This window comes from Bradyrhizobium sp. 179, assembly GCF_023073535.1.
Taxonomy (GTDB): Bacteria; Pseudomonadota; Alphaproteobacteria; order Rhizobiales; family Xanthobacteraceae; genus Bradyrhizobium.
Window position 1 is genome coordinate 134,544 of sequence record NZ_JADPJR010000136.1, and the last position, 19,442, is coordinate 153,985.

Sequence of the window (19,442 nt, forward strand, 5' to 3'; positions counted from 1 at the left end):
ATGGCCGCTGACGGCGGATTGTCTCTAGTCTCGCGTGCCATCGGGCAGACGGTATGGGCAGCAAATACGATGTGCTGGTGATCGGCGGCGGCAATGCCGCTCTGTGCGCAGCTATCGCCGCGCGCCGCAATGGGGCGTCGGTGCTGGTGCTCGAGGGGGCGCCGAAATTCTATCGCGGCGGCAACACCCGTCACACCCGCAACATGCGCTGCGCCCATGATGCCGCGACCGAAATCCTGACCGGCCCCTACACTGAGGAGGAGTTCTGGGAGGACCTGCTGCGCGTCACCGGCGGGCAGACCGACGAGGTGCTGGCCCGTCACATGATCCGGGAGTCCAAGGACATTCTGAACTGGATCGTCGAGCAGGGCGTGCGCTGGCAGCCCTCCCTCGGCGGCACGCTGAGCCTCGGCCGCACCAACTCGTTCTTCCTCGGCGGCGGGCGAGCGATGCTGAATGCGCTCTATCTCACCGCCGAGCAGCTCGGCGTCGAGGTCGAGTACGACGCCGAAGTCATCGACCTGGTGATCGAGGATGGCATGTTCCTCGCCGCCCGCCTCAAGCGGCCGATCAACGGCGAGACCGAGATCTGCGCGCCCTCGCTGGTGGCGGCGGCCGGCGGGTTCGAGGCCAACATCGAATGGCTGAAGCAATATTGGGGCGAGGCCGCCGACAATTTCCTGATCCGGGGCACGCCCTATAACCGCGGCTCGATCCTGAAGATGCTGCTCGATAAGGGTGTGCAGGAGGTCGGCGATCCCACACAGTGCCATGCGGTCGCGATCGACGCCCGTGCGCCGAAATTCGACGGCGGCATCATCACCCGCCATGACTCCGTCGTGTTCGGCATCGTCGTCAACAAGCATGCGCAACGCTTTTACGATGAAGGCGAGGACATCTGGCCGAAGCGCTACGCGATCTGGGGCCGGCTGGTCGCGGCGCAGCCCGACCAGATCGCCTACATCATCTTCGACTCGACCGTGGTCACCAGCTTCATGCCGACGCTGTTTCCGCCGATCGCCGGGCAGACGGTGACCGAGCTCGCCGGCAAGTTAGATCTCGATCCGGCCGCGCTGGAGAAGACGATCACCGAATTCAACGCCGCCGTGCAGCCCGGCACCTTCGATCACACCATCCTCGATGATTGCCGCACCGAAGGCATCACGCCGCAGAAAACCCATTGGGCGCGGAGGATCGAGACGCCGCCTTATCTGGCCTATCCGGTGCGGCCCGGCATCACCTTCACCTATCTCGGCACGCGCGTGAACAAGGAGGCGCGCATGCTGATGGCTGACGGCAGGCCGTCGGCTAACATGTTCGCGGCCGGCGAGATCATGGCCGGCAACGTGCTCGGCAAGGGTTATGCCGCGGGCATGGGCATGACCATCGGCAGCGTGTTCGGGCGGATCGCAGGACGGGAAGCGGCGAAACATGCACGGAACTAGGATTTTGGACGAAGCCGACCGTCTGATGACGGTCTGCAATTCCTGCCGCTATTGCGAGGGTCTGTGCGCGGTGTTTCCGGCCATGGAGATGCGGCGCGCCTTCTCCGACGGCGATCTCAACTATCTCGCCAATCTCTGCCATGGCTGCGGCGCCTGCTATGTCGACTGCCAATTTTCGCCGCCGCACGAATTCAACGTCAACGTTCCGAAGACGCTGGCAATTGCGCGCGCCGAGTCCTACGCAGCCTATGCCTGGCCGCAGGCGCTATCAGGCACATTTGCCCGCAACGGTCTGGTCATCAGCATCATCGCCGCGCTCAGCATGGCCGCCTTCATCCTCGGCTTCGCCATCTGGAACGACCGCAGCGTGCTGTTCGGCGTGCACAGCGGTCCTGGCGCCTTCTACAGGCTGATGCCGCACAACGCCATGGCCGCGCTGTTCAGCGCTGCCTTCCTTTATGCGATCCTCGCTCTCGTGTTGAGCGTGCGCGCCTTCTGGCGTGACATCGGTCCGCCGATTGCCGGCCGCGCCGACGGCGGTTCGATTTTTCAAGCAATCCGCGATGCCGGCGAGCTGCGCTACCTCCATGGCGGCGGCATCGGCTGCTACAACGAAGACGACAGGCCGACCGACCGGCGCAAGCTCTATCACCACCTGACCTTCTACGGCTTCCTGCTGTGCTTTGCCGCGACGTCGGTCGCCACGCTGTATCATTATGGGCTCGGCTGGGAGGCGCCTTATCCGTGGTGGGACCTGCCTGTCGTGCTCGGCACGCTCGGCGGCATCGGCCTGATCATTGGACCGATCGGGCTCTTCGCCGCCAAGATGCGCCGCGATCCAGCGTTGCTCGACGAGAGCCGCTACGGCATGGACGTGGGCTTCATCGCCATGCTGTTCCTGACTGGCATCACAGGAATGGCTCTTCTGCTCCTGCGCGAGACCTCTGCGATGGGGCCGCTGCTGGCGCTGCATCTCGGCGCGGTGTTCGCGCTGTTCATCACCATGCCCTATGGCAAGTTCGTGCACGGCATCTATCGCTTCGCGGCGCTGGTGCGTTACGCGCAGGAGCGGCGTAGCGAAGCCAGCGTTTGAGAGGCTTGTCCCGATCGGTCGTCACGCCACCTCGCGCTCCGGTGCCGACGCTTGCTCGCGGGCCATTGTTGTTGCCGTGACATAGTCGGTCTTGCCGGTGCCGAGCAGCGGCACCTTGTCGACCACCATGATCGCCGCGGGAACGGTCAGCTCGGACGCTCCGATCGCCTTGGCCTGGGCCTGCATCGCGCTGCGCTCGGCGTTCTTCTCCGTCGTCAGCAGCACGATGCGCTCGCCTTTGCGCTGGTCCGGGATCGAGACGGCGACCGATGCGGCCTGTGGCCACAGCGTCGTCGCGATGCTCTCGACCGCCGAGAGCGAGACCATTTCGCCCGCGATCTTGGCAAAGCGCTTGGCGCGGCCTTTGATGGTGATGAAGCCGGCCGCGTCGATCGACACGATGTCGCCGGTGTCGTGCCAGCCGTCTGCCAGCGGCTCGAGCACGCCGGGATTTTCAGCCCGCAAATATCCGAGCATCACGTTCGGTCCGCGCACCGAGAGGCGACCGCCGTCCTCGATGCCGGGGACCGGATCGAGCCGGCTTTCCATCAGCGGCGACAGGCGGCCGACGGTGCCCGGACGGTTGGCCATCGGCGTGTTCATCGCCAGCACCGGCGCAGTCTCGGTGACGCCATAGCCTTCGAGGATGCGGATGCCGTAGCGTTCCATGAACACCTGACGCGTCCGGTCCTTGACCGCTTCGGCGCCGGCGATCACGAGGCGCAGGGTGCGGAAGTCGTAGGCGTGCGCCGAGCGTGCATAGCCGGTGAGGAACGTGTCGGTGCCGAACAGGATGGTGGCGCCGGTCTGGTAGATCAGCTCGGGCACGATCCGGTAATGCAGCGGCGAGGGGTACATGTAGATCGGAATGCCCGCCAGCAACGGCATCATCATTCCACCAGTTAACCCGAACGAGTGGAACACCGGCAGCACGTTGAACACCTTGTCGTTGGCGTTGGCGTCGACCCGCGCCAGCGCCTGCGCCGCGTTGGCGAGGATGTTGCGATGGGACAGCACCACGCCCTTGGGCGTTCCTTCCGAGCCCGACGTGAACAGCACCACGGCCGGATCGTTGGCCTGGCGACTGACGCGCGGCGCGGTGCTTGCGAGCAGGCCCTTGATCTTGTCGGTCACGCCAATCGAGGCGCGGACATCCTCGAGATAGACGATTCGCGCCTCTGCGGAGATCGCCGCCATCAGCTTGTCGAGCTTGCCCTTATCGATGAAGGCTTTCGAGGTCAGCACGGTCTTGACCTGCGCCGCCTTCATGGCGGCGAGCACATTGACGGGGCCGGCGGAGAAGTTGAGCATGGCAGGCACCCGGCCGATGCTTTGCAGCGCCATGAAGACAACGGCGACGCCCGCCGAGTTCGGCAGCAGCACGCCGACATTCTCGCCGGCGGCGGTGCCTGCCTCGAGCTTGCGGCTCAAGACCTGCGCGCCAAGAATCAGCTTGCGATAGGTCAGCTTGGTGCCGAGCGCGTCTTCGACGATGACCTTGCCGGTGTCGCGGTCGCGATAGGCGTGTCCGAGCGCCTCGAACAGCGTCTGATCGAGCATAGCGTTCTTCACGAGAGCATCTATCATCACGTCCTGGAGCGCGCTGCGGGCGGCGTTGCGGCGCGCCTTGCCCTTCAGCGACGGGTCGACTGGAAGCTTGACCGGCGGCAGGATGGTGACCGTCACCCGCGGAAACCAGGAGCGCTTGATCTGGCTGCTATTGAGATAGCTAAGATGCGAGCGTTGCGCGCCCTCGATGCGGACGGGCACGACCACCGCGTCGGCCTTGTCGGCGATCATCGCGGTGCCGTCATAGACCTTCATCAGCGAGCCCGAGACGGTGATGCGTCCTTCCGGGAAGATCACGACCGGCTCACCGGCGGCGACGAGCTTGATCAGGTCGCGTGCAGCCAGTGGCTTGGTCGGATCCATGGTGTAGTGCTTGACCACGCGCAGGAACGGCTTGGCCCACCAGGCCTTCGAGATGCCGGTATCCACCGCGAAACTGGCGTCGATCGGCAGCACGGCGTGCAGCAGCGGACCGTCGATCAGGCTGACATGGTTGGGCGCGATCAGCATGCGCGTGCCTGATGGCGGCAGGTTTTCGAGCCCGCGAATTTCGGTGCGGAACAGCGCGCGGAACAGCAGTCCGCCGAAGTCGCGCACGCCTTCCTTGCCCCACTTGGTCAGCACGAACCACACCGCGCCGAAGCTCGCGACTCCGAGGCCGAAGAAGATCCAGCCGACATGGAAGCCGGCCGCCTGCAGCAGCGCGACGAACAGCGAGCCGACCACCATGAAGGCCGCCTGCAGCACGTTGCCGGCGGCGATGATGCGGGCGCGCTCGGACGGCGCCGACCAGGCCTGAACAGCCGCAAATGAGGGAACGACAAACAAGCCACCGCCGAATGCAAAGGCGACGAAGTCGATCATCATGCGCAAGCCCGCGAACGAGGTTGCGAAACCGGCCGCGGTGATGTCCTGACCCCTGGTGGTCACGCCGATGGCCCAGGCGAGATCGAGGCCAGAACATCCCATGATGATGGCGCCGATCGGCACGAGAGCGAGGTTCGGGCGAACGTGGCTGAGGCTGGCGGCGAACAGCGAGCCGACGGCGATGCCGATCGCGAAGATCGCAAGACACAGCGTCACCACGCCCTCGGTGCCGCCCACGACGTCCTTGACCAGCGCCGGCAGCAGCGACAGCACGATGGCGCCGACGAGCCAGAACCAGGAGACGATCACGGTGCCGTCCCACAGCCGATGGTCTGCGTGCAGGCTCCTAAGCAGGCTGAGCGTCGAGGTCCACGGATTGGCGGTGACGGGCAGATCGGGCGCAGACGGCGTGGTCGCCGGAATGCGGGAGGCGAAGGCCCAGGACAACAGGGCCAGCACGACCACGGCCGATGCGACCCAGCCCATATGCGCGGAGCCGGCCACGAACTGGCCGCCGGCGACGGTGCCGAGCAGGATCGCCATGAAGGTTGCGCCTTCGACCAGTGCGTTGCCGGTCGCGAGCTCGCCGAGCTCGAGCTGGTCCGGCAACATGGCATACTTCACCGGGCCGAACATGGCGGCGATGATGCCGAACAGCGCGAGCGCTGCGAACAGCAGTGGCACTGAGTGCAGGAAGAAGCCGGCGGCCGCAAAGCACGCGGCGAAGATCTCGGCGAATTTGAGCCGCCTTGCGACGACGGATTTGACGTATTTGTCGGCGAGCTGGCCACCGAGCCCGGACAGGATGAAATAGGGGAAGATGAAGACGGCGCCTGCGATCGTCACCAGGGCATCGCCGTGGCCGGTCGCGGCACTGTAAAGCAGGATGATGACGAGCGCGTTCTTGAGCACGTTGTCATTGAGCGCCGAGAAGAATTGCGCCCAGAACAGCGGCGCGAAGCGGCGTGACGACATCAATTCCCTGATCATGACTAGTCCTGTTTTAGAAAGGCCGCCTGAGATTTACGTTGTCGGTGAAGCGTCATGACCGGAAGGGTATGGGATGAACGATTGCAGGGTGACGACGGTTGCCGGCCTGCCTTGTCGCCTCGATCCTTCCGATCCTGTTGGTCTCCAAGTGGTCTCGTTAGGTTCGCAAATATCTGAGCGCGACCGCAGTTCGGGCGAGATGGCCGCGCTTGCCGAGTATCGCGCCGGTTCTGAGGAAAAGCTGAACCGCATCGCCGAAGTCCGCCAGATCGACCGTCAATGTCCGGAGATGGTGAGTCCTTCGTTGCAACCGGATCTTGCATTCGAGCCGATCGGAACGTGCCGGCTGTGCCTGTCTCAGGTGAGATGGGAAAGGTGGCGAAAGGGCGAGAGGCGGCCGAGCAGGCTGAACCGGCGGCCCTCGAGACGCGCACGGGCACGGTTGGCGCGCCACATCCGGAAGGTCGCGCGCCGCTCAGTAAGCACGCCGGCGATGTCGCAGGCATTTGCGACGCGATCGATCGGGGTCATGGCGAACCGCAGCAGGGCGCGGCCAAAGCCGGTCACGAGAGCTGCGGCGTCATTGACGAAGGTGGCGGCGATATCAACAGCGAGGGTTTGCATTTTGCAGGTCTCCGGGTTATTTGAACAATGTTCAAAATGAGTAGCTTGAAAATGAACAATGTTCAAGAAGAATCGCTGCGCGAGCAGAAAAAAAGTCGGCGCCGGCTCCAGATCGTGGAGATTGCCCGCAGCATCATTTCAGCTAAGGGGCTGAGATCATTGAAGGTTCGCGATGTCGCGGAGACCGCCGGTTGCTCGGTCGGCAGCGTCTATAACGAGTTCGGCGACTTCGATGGGGTGATCCTGACCGTCAATCGGGAGACGGTTCAGGCGCTCACGACGCGGCTCCGCGGAGTTCCTGCCGAGGATCCCGTTCGTCAGCTCTATGGCCTCGCCGCGACCTATCTCGACTTCTTTGCTGAGCACGCCAATTTGCTGCGCTCGTTGTTCGAGCATCGGATGGAGGACGATCGCCCTTATCCGGACGACATCCTTCAGATGGTCATGGACGCCTTCGCACTGATGCATCCACCCTTGGTGCGGCTATTGCCGGACGCGAATGACGTGGAGATCGCGCTCTTGTCGCGTACGTTGTTTTCGGCCGTGCATGGAATCATCTCGCTCGGCCTCGAGGAGCGGATGGTGGCCGTGCCGCCGCAGATGCTGCGTCAGCAGATCGAGCAGTTCCTCGACGCCCATCTCGCCGGCCTAGGAATCTTGCCGCGGCGGTGACGGCGCGGGCAGCGTCAAGCGCGCGCCGCTTCGCGCGGCCGGGCTGCCGCGGCGAGGACATCCGGCCTTACGCCGTCGACCTGAACCCGGTTGCGTCCCTTCTCTTTGGCACGGTAGCAGGCGGCATCCGCGCGCCGCATCGCATCCTCGAGCGTAGTGTTGCGGTCGGTGATGCAGGCGACGCCGATGCTGGCGGTCACCGCAAAGCAACGGTCGTCCCAGGCGAAATTGAACAGCTCGAACAATCGGCGCAGCCGTTCGGCGATATCGACGGCATTCGGGGGCGGGCACCGCGGCAGGATCAGGCCGAATTCGTCACCGCCGAGCCGGGCCACCAGATCACGCGCATGCCGGTCCTGTTGCAGGAGGCGCGAGACCTGGCAGAGCAGGCGGTCGCCGGCGAGGTGGCCGCAGGTATCGTTGACACTCTTGAACTGGTCGAGGTCGAGCAGAATCAGTCCCAGCGGACCCGCGGCGGCATTGTCCAACTCGCTCTGCAGGCTCGCCTCGAAGGCGCGGCGGTTGGACAGGCCGGTCAGCCAGTCGTGCGACGCCTGCCAGGCCAGGCGCTCTTTCTCGGCGTGCAAGGCCTCCTCGAACGCCTGTCGTTGCAGCACCAGCCGCCGCGTATGCCAGATCAGGAGCAGGATCAGCGTCGCGGCGGTGACGATGTTGATGCACGTCAGCGTCACCTTGATGGCACGAGAGCCTTCACCGAGGACAGTGGAGAACCGCTTGGCATGCAGCGTGAATTGGGTATTGAGCTCCGAGAGCCGCGACGACAGGAATTGCAGGCGACCGTCGTTGTGAATGGGGCCGTTCTCCAACTCGGACCGGATGACCTCGCCGAACACGCTGAGCTCCAGCAGCATGGGATCGGTGGCAGCCCACTCCCGGATCGCTTCCTGGAGGAAACTGACACGGTTGAAGTAGCGATACAGCCAGATCAGTCCCGGAACGTCATCGGGATGATTGCCGCCTTGCAGGAAGCCGATGCGGGCGACCTCGACGTCGACCGGGTCGCGTTCGAGCGCCCAGCGCGCGAATTGGTCGCCAATGGGAACGGCGAGCGCGGCCCGATATTGCGCGAACTGGCTGGCCTCGCCCGAATGCAGATAGCGATTGAGGAAGTAAACAGCGTTCTTCTGCGAGCGCGACCACAACGCTTCGCCGGCGACATAGGCGCGGACCGAGGACATCACCTCGAGGCTGAATCCTGCGATTGCCGCCTGGAGCACGACGACCATAACGAAAGGCGAGACGAGCTTGATGACGTGAAGGAGATTGTGTCCCTTCCTCGACGTCGCTGTTCTACGAAACACCCTGCGTTCCCCAAATCGATCAACGATCCCAGCGGAGCGTTGGCCTGCAACGCGAACTAGAGCAGAATGTTGCTTAACTCGACCTGAAAACGCGAGCGACTGCACCCAGGGTGAAGGTGCTGTGAAGTGGATGCGCGCAGATCGCGTCAAATACTGGTCAATCGGAACTGGCGCGGCATCGGCGAACCAAAGCCTCGTATTCATCGTGCGCGGTTTACCGGATCGAAAGAAACCTGGCCCGCTGCTAGACCAGCACCGGCTTGCGCACGCGTCCGGCATCGCCGAACACGCGCAGGTAACGCTCGATCTCCGAGGGCAGGCCGGTCGCTTTCTCCGGATTGTCGGAGAGCTTGACGGCCGGATGTCCGTCGACGGACGAAACCTTGCAGACCAGCGAGATCGGATCGAGATTGAACGAGCCGTCCGGCGTGCAGCCGACGAAGTCGTTGGTGAGGTTAGTGCCCCAGCCGAACGAGAGCCGCACACGGCCAGCGAAGTGGTGATAGGTCTCCTCGATCGAGCCGACATCCATCGCGTCGGAGAAGACGAGCAGCTTGTCCTTGGGATTGCGGCCCATCTTCTTCCACCAGGCGATGATCTCCTCGCCGGCCTGGATCGGCGGCGCGCTGTCGGGGCGGAAGCCGGTCCAGTCGGCGACCCATTCCGGCGCATCGCGCAGGAAAGCTTTCGTGCCGAAGGCGTCGGGCAGCGCGATCAGAAGGTTGCCGCCATAGGTCTGGCGCCACTGGTCGAGGATGCGATAGGGCGCCCAGCGCAATTCCTCGTCGTCCCTGGCGAGCGCGGCCGCGACCATCGGCAGCTCATGCGCGTTGGTGCCGATGGCTTCGAGATCGTTGTCCATCGCGAGTAGCACGTTGGAGGTGCCGATGAAGGACGAGCCGAGGCCTTCCTTCACCGCCTCTACACACCAGCGCTGCCAGAGAAAGCCGTGACGGCGGCGGGTGCCGAAGTCGGACAGGCGGAGGTTTTCCAGCTTGCGCAGCCGCTCCACCTTGGTCCACAGCTTGGCCTTGGCGCGGGCGTAGAGCACGTCGAGCTCGAAGCGGCCGCGGCCCTTCATCGCTGCGCGCGAGCGCAGCTCGTTGAGGATGGCGAGTGCCGGAATCTCCCACATCGTTGTGTGGGTCCAGGGCCCGTGGAAATGCAGCTCGTACTGGCCCTCGACCTTGCGCAGCTCGTATTCGGGCAGGCGGAATTCGGCCAGCCAGCGGATGAAGTCCGCCGAGAACATGTGGGTCTTGCCGTAGAAGGTGTTACCGGCAAGCCAGATCAGCTCCTTCTTGGTGAAGCGGATTGTGCGGGCATGGTCGAGCTGGGCGCGCAGCTCGCCCACGTCGATGATCTCGGCGAGACGCACATGGCGCGAGCGGTTGATGACCGAGAAGGTCACTTGCTGATTCGGGTAATCCTCCCGAATCATCTGTAACATCAACAGCTTGTAGAAATCGGTATCGAGCAGGCTGCGGATGATGGGATCCAGCCGCCAGCTGTGATTGTAGGTTCGGCTCGCAATGTCGGTCACTGTCATGGGGCGATTTTAGCGTGGCTCCCCTCGCGCAACCAGTGGGTTTGGCGGGAATCAGGTTTTCGTAAGGGGGGCCGGCTCAAGCGGCAGCCCTCGCCGCGACAGTCTCGCGCTGGCTCGCCATGAACATCGGCAGCTCGGCCAACCTTCGCGCGCGCGCGATGGCCGGCTTCGACATCTTCAGGAGAACTTTTCGGAGGTCCTGGTGACGCCGAGCACCAAGGGCGAACGCACGACGCTGGAAAGCAGGGTGCTCGACGGTGCCGGCGGCCGTCCCAGGATCATTCCACCCGGTCGCCCCGATCGATCGATCCGCGTGCGAGGAATTGCGGTGGCTGCCGAAGCTCGCGGGGCCGGTCGGCGGGATCGCGCCCCACTTTTGGTTTCAGGTCTGCCAAATCGAGGAATACGTCCGCCTGTCGGCGCAGGTCGTCGGCGATCATGGGCGGCTGAGTGGAGAGCGTGGAGACCACCGTCACGCGGACACCGCCGCGTTGCAGGGCTTGCACGAGCGAACGAAAGTCCCCATCGCCCGAGAACAACACGATCTGATCGACGTGTTCGGCGAGCTCCATCGCACTCACGGCGAGATCGACATCCATGCAGCCCTTCACCTTGCGGCGGCCGGTGGTGGCGTCGACGAACTCCTTGGCGAGCTTGGTGATGACGGTGTATCCGTTATAATCGAGCCAATCGATCAACGGGCGGATTGAGGAAAACTCCTGATCCTCGATGACGGTCGTGTAGTAGAAGGCGCGCAACAGTGCACCTCGGCTTCGAAACTCGCTGAGCAACCGCCTGAAATCGATGTCGAAGCCGAGCGCTTTGGAGGTGGCATAGAGATTGGAGCCATCGATAAAGAGTGCGATCTTCTCAAGGGAAGACATTGTGCACAAATCTCCAGTTTCGAAAAAAAGCTGGCGATGGCTTGCTGAAAAAAGCGGCGCAGACGACCGGACAGGGGTGGCCGTCTTGCGCGAAGGTCAGGGAGGTTTCATGCCACCAGCGCCAGGGCGCCGAATGCAGTCACGCTAGAGCGCGCGCATTCCGTGCTCAATTGTACTGAGGTAAACGGCCTCTATCCAAAGGATAGGACACCATATACGAAGGTAAGTGGCGTGCCGGCCAACAAAGGCCGAGGTCGTCAGACTTCCTCCCGATGCGCGCCTGCCGGAGCTGCCGGTTTAGGGTGGCACGCGTTTACCCTGCCCTGGAGGGGAGCGATCAACTGCTACTTCCCCTCGAGCATGTTGACCGGTGTCCAATCAGACGCGGGCGGATTCGCGATCAGCATTCTGGCGCGTTTGGCGAATAGCGCCGACGAGGGATCGATCTTCGCCGCGCTCTCGAACGCTTCGGCCGCCTTCACAAAATCCCTGGCCCGCCAGCAGGCCAAGCCTTCCGCATACGCTGCGGCCACCTTCGCCTGCTCGGCGCTCGCCGCGCCTCTCTCCGCCAGCGGCTCGAACACCCTGACCGCCTCGCCGCGTCCCAACACCCTGATCGCATCGAGCTCGCGCCAGGCGAAGGTGTCACCGGTCTGCGCCATCGTGGTTTCGGAGGCCATGATCGCGGTGCCGTAATATTTGTTGGCGCCCTCGAGCCGCGAGGCAACGTTCACCGTGTCGCTCATCACGGTGTAGTTGAAGCGGCGGCGCGAGCCGATGTTGCCGACCACGGCTTCGCCGCTGTTGAGGCCGATACGATGCGACAGGCCGTGGCCCGCAAAGGCGGCATTGTTGGCGTTGAGCTCTGCGAGCTTCTGGTGGCATTTCAGCGCGGCACGCACCGCATTGCGCGCATGTGCAACGTCGTCGGCCGGGGCGCCGAACATGGCGACGATGGAATCGCCGATATATTTGTCGACGTACCCGCGATGGGCCTCGATGATGTCGGTCATGGCGGACAGATATTCGTTCATCAGGGTCACAAGCTCGCCAGGTGTCATCGTCTCCGCGATCGAGGAGAAGCCGCTGAGGTCGGAGAAGAACATGGTGACGTTGCGCATCTCGCCGCCGAGCGCCGGCATCTTGCCGGATGTAACCATGGTGTCGATCACTTCAGGCGCGAGATAGAACGCAAAGCTCTTGCGCAGGAAGCGCTCGTCGCGATCGGCCAGCACGAAGCGGTAGCCGATCATCATCGCGAGCGCGGCAAGGCTTGCGAGCGCAGGCTCGGTCAGCGGCAGTGCCAGGGCGTGAACGAACGCACCGACGGCCACGGCGGAGTAAGCGGCGGTGAGGGCGAGCCAGGCGATCAGGGCGCCGCTCGGTGCAAGCACACAGGCGGCGCAAGCGATGACGAGCGCGAACAGGATCGTGAGAATGCTCCGCGCGGGAAAGCCGAGCTCGGTCACGGCGTCGCGTTCGATCAAGTTGCGAACGACGGTGGCGTGCACGAAGACGCCGGCGACATCGCTGCGGGGGCGTTGCGCGCCACGCTCCGGCGCGGGCAGGGCGCATCGCGCCGCCGGCGTGCCGTCATATCCGCCAGACAGGCGCAGCGAGGTGAGCTTACGGTCCTCGAAATTCAGGACCGTGCCGAGCAGCACGACCTTGCCGTCGAAGGCGCGGCGAAAGAAATCGCGATCGCCCTTCTCGACGCAGGCGCGCAGGTCGGCGAAGGAGAAGGTCGGGACGTCGCGTCCCAGCCCGCGAAAGTTGAGTGTGATTGTATTCGGCATCGCGCTCGGGATCGCATAGCCGGACAACTCGGTCGCGCCGGACGGCGCAATCTCAGGCTTTGCGCCAAGCGCACGCGCAGCCAGCTCGACCGCCATCGCGGGGACAGGCTTGCCCTCGATGGCAAAGCTCAATGGCATGCGCCGGATCACGTCGTCGGGATCAGTGTGTACGTTGAGCGCGCGGATGGTATTGCGCACGGCCACTTGCTGTGCGCGATAGGGCACTTCCGGGTGTTCGTTGTTCAGGATTTCGCCGAGCACCAGTTTGCCGCTGTCGGAGATTTGCCGCAGGGCGATCAGATAATCCCGATCGAAACCCCTCATGCGGGTGCCGAGCGGCGCGTCGCCGAAGGGAATCTCGGACTGCTCGATCGAGCTCGGAAAGATGACGTCGAAGCCAATGACCTTTGCGCCGCCCTCGGTGATGCTGCCGAGCACCCGTCCAATCTCACGCGTCCAGGTTTGCGTCGGCGATCCCTTGAAGGGCGGCGTGTCGTAGGTTTCCGCATCGATCGCGACTACAACGACCGGCGACATTGCAGGATCGCGGCGCTCACCCATCAGCTTGCCGCGCAGCGCGGTGAGGATGTCGAGCGACAGGCCTTGCAGCATCTGAAGCGGCGGAGACATGACGATCGCGCCCGCGAGGAGCGCAATCAGGATCGCCGCAACGATGTCCCGCCTGCCGATCCGCCGCATCGCGGCCTCGCTAGGTCCGTCTATTCGAGCCGCAGCAGGCGGCCGATAACCGGGGTAGGCGATGCCGTCGCGCCGGCGTCGACTTGGAAGGCGTAACGCTTGGCGCCGAGAATGGCGAGATAGCTGCCGCCCGGGGTCAGTGACTTTCCGGCCCTGGCAAAGTCATAGAATTTGCCGCGGATCATGACGTCGTTCTTGAGCGGCACGCTGATCGTGGGTTCCTTGCCGTCGGTGCGCTCGATCACGAGCGTGCTGCCGCTCTTGGCCTGGACCAGCGGCGCGACGCCATAGATCGTCGGCAGCTTGGACGGAGCCCCCTTGGCATCGGACCGCACGGTCCGGAAGGTGGTCGCGGCACTCTGGTTGGCCTCGCGTTCGGAGAGCTGCGCCGCCTTGGTATCGCAGGGCACCTTGGCGCGCTGAACGTCGCCGAGCTGTACGGTGCTCTGTTCAGTGCCGACCAGGACGACGCCTTCGCTGATTGTTTCGCGCAAGCAGGATTTCAGATAGCTGAGGGTAACGCTGGTCTTGGGCCCGAGCTTGATGATCTTGCCCGGCGCCACATAGTCCATGAACTCGACGCCGTCGACCTTGCCTTGCACATCCTCGACAATCGCGGCGGGTGTCTCCGCCAGGGCGGGGGCCGCAATACAGAACGCGCCGACAAGGGCGCCGATCAGGCTTTTCATGGGAATTCTCATCCAATTCGACGATGCTCTACCGGTCCCCGTCCCGGTCCGATGCGTAGCAGCGGGGCGCCCAGGCAAGTGTGACCAGAATCACTCTTTGATATTGGTGCACTTTATCAGGAAGAGGTTCAAATCGGCGACGGGGTATCAAGGCAGGGGCACGACGGCATAGAACTGTTTTGACGTCGCTGCCGGCTTCGCCTCGCGGCCGGCAGAATTTTGATGATTGACTTCGCAGCGTGTTAACCGTGGCGGAATGCGCGCCGCGCCAGCCATTGTCGCGCCCCACAGGTTCGTTGCAAATACGGGTGAAAATCACGACGGATGTTCCCATGCTGAAAGAAGGCAAATACGCGGCGTGGTTCAGAACCGCACAAGCGCAAGGCACCGGTATCGTGCATCTGGCCCAGGGCCGGATTTCGGGCAGTGACAGCTTCTTCACCTATGGCGGCTCCTATCAATTCGATGACGACCAGCGTTTCACGGCCGTTCTGACCACGCGCCGGCATGCCGACGGCCCGCCGACCGTGTTCGGGCGTGACGAGGTCGAAGTCTATCTCTCCGGCGTCTTCAGCGGCGCTATGGCAACCTGCTCCGGAACGGCGAAACAAGCGCCTGACGTGAAATTCGAGGCTACGCTGATCTACAGTCAGGAAGATGCCCCGGCTGCCGATGTCAGGAGCGCGGTCGTGAAGCTCAATGCCGACAAGCTGCCCAAGGGGCCCGACAGCCGTTCCCGGCCGCGGCATCCGTTCACGGCGGGCCCGCCTAGGTGAAAGCCAAATCGACCATCATCCGCGCAGCTCCACGGGTGCCCGCCGCGATCATTAGCATTGCATTGACACTATTGTTTCGAAATCACACCGCGGCCGCGCTGCAGCACCCCTGCCTTTAGACGCGAGAACTAGCCTCGCGGCCGATCAAGTGTGGTGGAAGAAGATGCCTCAAATCTGGATGACATACGACGAACTCGGTGCGCTTTGCGGCTGCGGCGCAATGGAGGCCAGGGAGCGTGCCATCCATTTGTCGCTCGATCGCCGCAAGAGTCGCGACGGGACGACGCGCGTCAAACTCGATCTGGCGCTGACGGCCAAGTTCTTTGCAGCCGTTCGTGAGGCGGATTTCGATCTGGATTGCGCCATTGAGGCGCTGCACAACACCCATCGGCAGATGGCCGAACTCCTGGCTCCCACCCAGCTCCACAACAGGCGTGGAGCGGCCTGAGCCTCCGCGTGTTCCGGCCTACGCCGAAGGCTAATTCCCGCGTTCGTCCCGAATCAGCATAAGCTCTGTGGCGGAATTTCCGGCTGTCGTCGGTGTTCACTGCCGATGGGTCGCGAAGTCCGCAGGAGGGATGCATGAGCAAAGCCGGGTGTCGGGCGTCGGTGGCACTGTTGGGAACGCTCGCGCTCATTGGAAGCGTCATTGCGACGAGCGGGACGGCAAACGCGGAAGTCGTGAAGCTGCAAGCCGAGCTCAAGGGAAGCAATGAAGTGCCTCCGAACAGCTCGACCGGATCGGGCAAGGCAGAAGCCAGCTACGACAGTGAAACGAAAGTTCTGACTTACACCGTCACCTATGCCGGGCTTACGGGACCGGCAATGGGCGCGCATTTCCATGGCCCCGGCGAAGCCGGCAAGAACGCCGGCATCGTCTTGCCGTTCAAGACAGTGCAAAGCCCAATCCAAGGCAGTGCCACGCTCACCGACGCGCAGGCGGCAGATCTACTGGCCGGAAAATGGTACGCAAACATCCATACGGCCGCGAACCCGGGCGGTGAATTGCGCGGCCAGATGATGAAGTAAGGACCGGTTGTGCGTCCGAACGGTGATCTTGCTGAAGCGATACCGGTTGCTTCAGGACGGCGGTCTGGGCAAGAACGCCAGGATCATTTGGGCGAGCATGACGCCGACGGTGCCTCCTGCCGCCTTCTGGAGCACGTCGAGAAAGCCCGGATCCCGATCGGGTATCAACGCTTGCATCAGCTCCAGCCCCATCGCGACCGCGATGACGAGCGAGCAAGCCAAACCGAGCCGTCCTGGCAGCAAGAAGGAAAGAAGGAAGCCGAGCAGCCCATAGGCACTGAAGCGCTCGATCACGACGACCCAGTACGCCTCGTGATGCCCCAGGAGCGCGGGTCTTCCTGCCAGCTTCGCCAGCGTGGCGTAGACGATGAGGGCAAGGCAGATGCTCGCGGCTGCAATGAGATGGTTTCTGCGCATGGCACCAGCATAGCCGGTCGGTTGCCGGTCTGGCTCGAAAGCAGAAAATATCGTTAAAAGCTCGCGCCGCCGTTACGCCACCAAAGCCGTATCATCTGACACCGCCGCGCCTGATTGCGCCGCGCGCCGGCACTCGACGAGCTCACTAAACTTGGCGAACGGAAGCGGAGGCGCCACCAGATAGCCCTGGCCCTCTTCCACGCCGGATGCGACCAGCGCGCGGAGCTGCTCCTCCGTCTCAATGCCTTCCGCGACCACGGTCATATGGAGGTCCCTCGCGAGCGCCACCAGCATTTCCACGATCGTCGTCGTCGACGCGTCCACGGTGATCGTGTCCACGAAGAACTTGTCGATCTTGATCGTGTCGGCGCCGAGGCCTTTCAATCGGGACAGTCCGCTATGGCCGACGCAGACGTCGTCGATGGCAACGCGGAAGCCATGGTCTCGCAGGTCGGCGACAACCGCCGCGGCGCGCGCAAGATCGTCGAGCTCGTCGCGCTCGGTGACTTCGACCACGATTTGGCGCGCGGAGACCCTGGCCGTCAGGACCGTGCGACGCAGCGTTTCGACGAAGCCGGCACTCAGCAGCTGCTTGGGCACGACATTCAGGGACAGCTTGAAGGTCTTGTCCGCCCTCAGCATTGGCTGCAGGTCGGACAGCGCCGATCTCAGGATCTGCCAAGTCATCGCCTGGATGCGTCCACTGGATTCGGCGAGCGGAATGAAGTTCATCGGCGGGACGACCGAGCCGTCTCGGCGCACCCAGCGCGCCAAAACCTCGCAGCCTGTGATCCGGCCCGCCCTGAGCTCGAAGATGGGTTGGTAGTATGGCTTGAATTCGCCAGCCGCCAATCCGCGATCGAGATCGGCGACCGGCCCTTCCATCCGGCGGCTGCGTGCCAGCAGGATGCCGAAGAGTGTGCCAAGGCCAAGGGCGACTGCGAGCGCCGGCCAATAAGCCTCGCTGTTCCAGCTCGAGAGCACCGCGTGCTCGAGCCGGATCGTGGCATCAAGCGGCAAGCGCGTGGAATGCCTCTCGAAGCTGATTGGTCTCACCAGCGGCCTGTCGGCATCGAGCAGGAATTCGCCGAGCTTCTCGCCATTGCTCAAGGTGAGGGTCACCTCGCTGTGCGCGCGCAGCTCGGCGGGCATGATGTCGAACAGGCTGGCATTGATGCCGACAATGGCGACAAGGGCGGAGCTGTCATTGATGTCCCTGAGCACGCCCAAGGCGTCGCCGCCGAACTGCTCCACGCGGAACAGCGACAGCGCCTTGTCGCGCGAGGGCAGCATGTCATGGCGACCCGCCCATCCCTTGTCGAACTCGAGCGTCTCGGAATAGGCCGAGCAGATCACCGAGCCATCCGGTTTGACGAGGCGGACGTCCTTGATCGCCGAGCGCTGGTAGACGTGGAGGCGGATGGCTTGCAACGCCGCGGGCTCGCAGCTGGCGAGATTGCGTTTTGGGAGTTCGTCTAGGCTGGCCGCAGCAAAATCGACGGCCAATTCGGAGCGCCGCAGAACGACCTCGGTCAACTCGTTCAGCTGATGCGCCTGCTGGTGGCGAATGACGGCGTCCGCGGCGAAATGGCCGGACAAGGCGAACGCCATCGTGCTCGCAAGCACGAGCGCCGCAAACGGAAGGTTCGGTCGCAGTCGTTTCATCAGGGTCAGGCGAAATGAGGCGAGGCTTGGAGAATTGATCCTAGCCAGCGCGGGCTAAGATAGAGTTTAACGGGCGGACCGGCGCGGGGCCTACCCGGGTGATGGTTGGCCGATGGTCTCGCGGCGCAAGCACTAGAAACGAGCATGGAAAGTTGAGCAGTATGATCAGGACGTTAAGCATCCTTCTCCTGGCGCTAATTGTCGGGAGCTCTGCGGCTTCGGCACAGGGAACCAAAGACCGGCCAGCGGGCACGCAGCCCACTTCGGCGACCCGCAGCGGCACTGGAACGAATTCCGGTTCGGACAGCATGGGTGGCGCGTTCAAAGGAACGGGGACGCCCAATTACGGGACCAGCTCCGGGATGGGCTCCCAGAAGAAGACCAACAACTAAGGCGTGATCCGGAAAAGTGCGAAGCGGTTTTCCGAAAAGATCATGCTCAAACGATAACCTAAGCGCGATGACGATTGGTCCTGATCTCATCGCGCTTTAGGTTGAACGAGCCGAACGGACCCCTGGGGCGAGATCTTCTATCGCCGATCACCGCCCGAGGGCGATGGCGCAGAGGAATCACGTCGGGATAGGGTGAACTGGGCCTGTGGATGGGGGACGTGGCCGAATGGCGGGGGGTCCGGAGCCGAAGCACCACGAAGGCGATATTGATCGCCAGCCAAATCAACATCGCGGAAATGGCCAAGTTGAGCACCGCCAGGCCTCGCTGTGAAGTCTGGCATCAACACCCAAGCGTTGGTTTGGTTCCGCCCGCCGGGATGAAGCTGTGGCCACGTCGAAGGCGTGTTGCGGCGCTGTCGAGGATGGGATCACCTGTTCGGCTCGCCCGCGACGTCGTTCGCGCGCACCGCAGCGCGGGGAGGTCGGCTGCGAGGCGCAAGGCGAGCGCTGCCGCGCTTCCGCGGCTAGGACTTCTTGCCCCCCTTCGACTTCAATGAAAGACCGAGGCGCAATGCCATGCGCTTGATCGCATCAGGCGAGCGCCCGAGAACTTTCGCGGCCTCTTCCAGCGAAGCCGACGACTTGGCCAGCTCCATGAGCCGGCGGTCTTCCTTGAACGACCAGGGCTTGCGCGCCATAACCGAAATGATCCTCTCGTCGACACAAGACAAAGCCGCCAAGCGACCCACGTTCGCTCGACGGCTTTGCTTGGGTGGGGCCGGGCTTGGGGGAGCCCGGTGCGAAGATGGATAAGCCAAATGCGAGACTTCGCAACAAACAACGCGGATTAAGCTAACTGCTCAACCTTACCGGGATGAAGTTGGTGCATGACGCTCCGTATAACCACGGAAGTTTCGTCAGTGTCTGCAATCGCCAGCAGCCGCGTGCGAAAAAATTGTCGGAA

At 63.5% G+C, this 19,442-nt stretch carries 16 protein-coding genes; 6 read left to right on the forward strand and 10 right to left on the reverse strand.

What is annotated here, in order from left to right; all coding sequences use genetic code 11:
• Window positions 1-53 precede the first annotated feature (53 nt).
• Both tcuA and tcuB read left to right on the forward strand, forming a co-directional pair.
• Window positions 54-1,445, forward strand: coding sequence for an FAD-dependent tricarballylate dehydrogenase TcuA (tcuA, locus tag IVB12_RS31645; RefSeq protein ID WP_247305242.1), 1,392 nt, complete (start codon window positions 54-56; stop codon window positions 1,443-1,445).
• Window positions 1,432-2,538: a tricarballylate utilization 4Fe-4S protein TcuB gene (tcuB, locus tag IVB12_RS31650; protein ID WP_247305244.1), complete on the forward strand. Its 1,107-nt coding sequence runs from the start codon at window positions 1,432-1,434 to the stop codon at window positions 2,536-2,538. Before tcuA ends, tcuB begins: the two co-directional genes overlap by 14 nt.
• Window positions 2,539-2,559: 21 nt before the next feature.
• On the opposite strand, the gene IVB12_RS31655 is transcribed toward tcuB, so the two are convergent.
• Together IVB12_RS31655 and IVB12_RS31660 are read right to left on the reverse strand one after the other, a co-directional pair.
• A complete protein-coding gene (locus IVB12_RS31655) occupies window positions 2,560-5,964 on the reverse strand; it encodes an acyl-[ACP]--phospholipid O-acyltransferase (RefSeq protein WP_247305246.1) in 3,405 nt (1,134 codons plus the stop codon).
• 357 nt (window positions 5,965-6,321) lie between these two features.
• Complete coding sequence (locus IVB12_RS31660) at window positions 6,322-6,588, reverse strand: hypothetical protein (RefSeq protein ID WP_247305248.1); 267 nt, start codon at window positions 6,586-6,588, stop codon at window positions 6,322-6,324.
• A 51-nt stretch (window positions 6,589-6,639) separates the two neighbouring features.
• Between IVB12_RS31660 and IVB12_RS31665 the strand changes: the two genes are divergently transcribed.
• Window positions 6,640-7,260, forward strand: a complete 621-nt coding sequence (locus IVB12_RS31665) for a TetR/AcrR family transcriptional regulator (protein ID WP_247305250.1) — start codon at window positions 6,640-6,642, stop codon at window positions 7,258-7,260.
• Window positions 7,261-7,274: 14 nt separating this feature from the next.
• Here the strand turns inward: IVB12_RS31665 and IVB12_RS31670 are convergent, their stop codons facing one another.
• From IVB12_RS31670 to IVB12_RS31690, 5 genes are all read right to left on the reverse strand, one after another.
• The gene (locus IVB12_RS31670; protein ID WP_247305253.1) at window positions 7,275-8,582 is read right to left on the reverse strand and encodes a GGDEF domain-containing protein; all 1,308 of its coding nucleotides are present in this window, start codon (window positions 8,580-8,582) and stop codon (window positions 7,275-7,277) included.
• 244 nt (window positions 8,583-8,826) lie between these two features.
• Window positions 8,827-10,131, reverse strand: a complete 1,305-nt coding sequence (pncB, locus tag IVB12_RS31675) for a nicotinate phosphoribosyltransferase (RefSeq protein ID WP_247305255.1) — start codon at window positions 10,129-10,131, stop codon at window positions 8,827-8,829.
• Between the two features lie 278 nt (window positions 10,132-10,409).
• Complete coding sequence (locus IVB12_RS31680; protein ID WP_247305257.1) at window positions 10,410-11,015, reverse strand: NYN domain-containing protein; 606 nt, start codon at window positions 11,013-11,015, stop codon at window positions 10,410-10,412.
• Between the two features lie 344 nt (window positions 11,016-11,359).
• Complete coding sequence (locus IVB12_RS31685) at window positions 11,360-13,510, reverse strand: adenylate/guanylate cyclase domain-containing protein (protein ID WP_247305259.1); 2,151 nt, start codon at window positions 13,508-13,510, stop codon at window positions 11,360-11,362.
• Window positions 13,511-13,530: 20 nt separating this feature from the next.
• Complete coding sequence (locus IVB12_RS31690; RefSeq protein ID WP_247305260.1) at window positions 13,531-14,199, reverse strand: hypothetical protein; 669 nt, start codon at window positions 14,197-14,199, stop codon at window positions 13,531-13,533.
• 332 nt (window positions 14,200-14,531) lie between these two features.
• On the opposite strand from IVB12_RS31690, the gene IVB12_RS31695 reads away from it, so the two are divergent.
• The 3 genes from IVB12_RS31695 to IVB12_RS31705 all read left to right on the forward strand — a co-directional run bounded on the left by IVB12_RS31695 (window position 14,532) and on the right by IVB12_RS31705 (window position 16,004).
• Window positions 14,532-14,975, forward strand: coding sequence for a hypothetical protein (locus IVB12_RS31695; protein WP_247305262.1), 444 nt, complete (start codon window positions 14,532-14,534; stop codon window positions 14,973-14,975).
• Window positions 14,976-15,138: 163 nt separating this feature from the next.
• Complete coding sequence (locus tag IVB12_RS31700) at window positions 15,139-15,423, forward strand: hypothetical protein (protein WP_249817593.1); 285 nt, start codon at window positions 15,139-15,141, stop codon at window positions 15,421-15,423.
• A 134-nt stretch (window positions 15,424-15,557) separates the two neighbouring features.
• Complete coding sequence (locus IVB12_RS31705; protein WP_247305265.1) at window positions 15,558-16,004, forward strand: CHRD domain-containing protein; 447 nt, start codon at window positions 15,558-15,560, stop codon at window positions 16,002-16,004.
• 51 nt (window positions 16,005-16,055) lie between these two features.
• Here the strand turns inward: IVB12_RS31705 and IVB12_RS31710 are convergent, their stop codons facing one another.
• The 3 genes from IVB12_RS31710 to IVB12_RS31720 all read right to left on the reverse strand — a co-directional run bounded on the left by IVB12_RS31710 (window position 16,056) and on the right by IVB12_RS31720 (window position 19,176).
• Entirely contained in the window at window positions 16,056-16,421 is a 366-nt protein-coding gene (locus tag IVB12_RS31710) for a VanZ family protein (RefSeq protein ID WP_247305267.1), read from the reverse strand.
• A gap of 72 nt (window positions 16,422-16,493) precedes the next feature.
• Window positions 16,494-18,086: an EAL domain-containing protein gene (locus IVB12_RS31715; protein ID WP_247305269.1), complete on the reverse strand. Its 1,593-nt coding sequence runs from the start codon at window positions 18,084-18,086 to the stop codon at window positions 16,494-16,496.
• A gap of 916 nt (window positions 18,087-19,002) precedes the next feature.
• On the reverse strand, window positions 19,003-19,176 hold the full coding sequence (locus tag IVB12_RS31720; RefSeq protein ID WP_247305272.1) for a hypothetical protein: 174 nt from the start codon (window positions 19,174-19,176) through the stop codon (window positions 19,003-19,005).
• Between the last annotated feature and the right edge of the window lie 266 nt (window positions 19,177-19,442).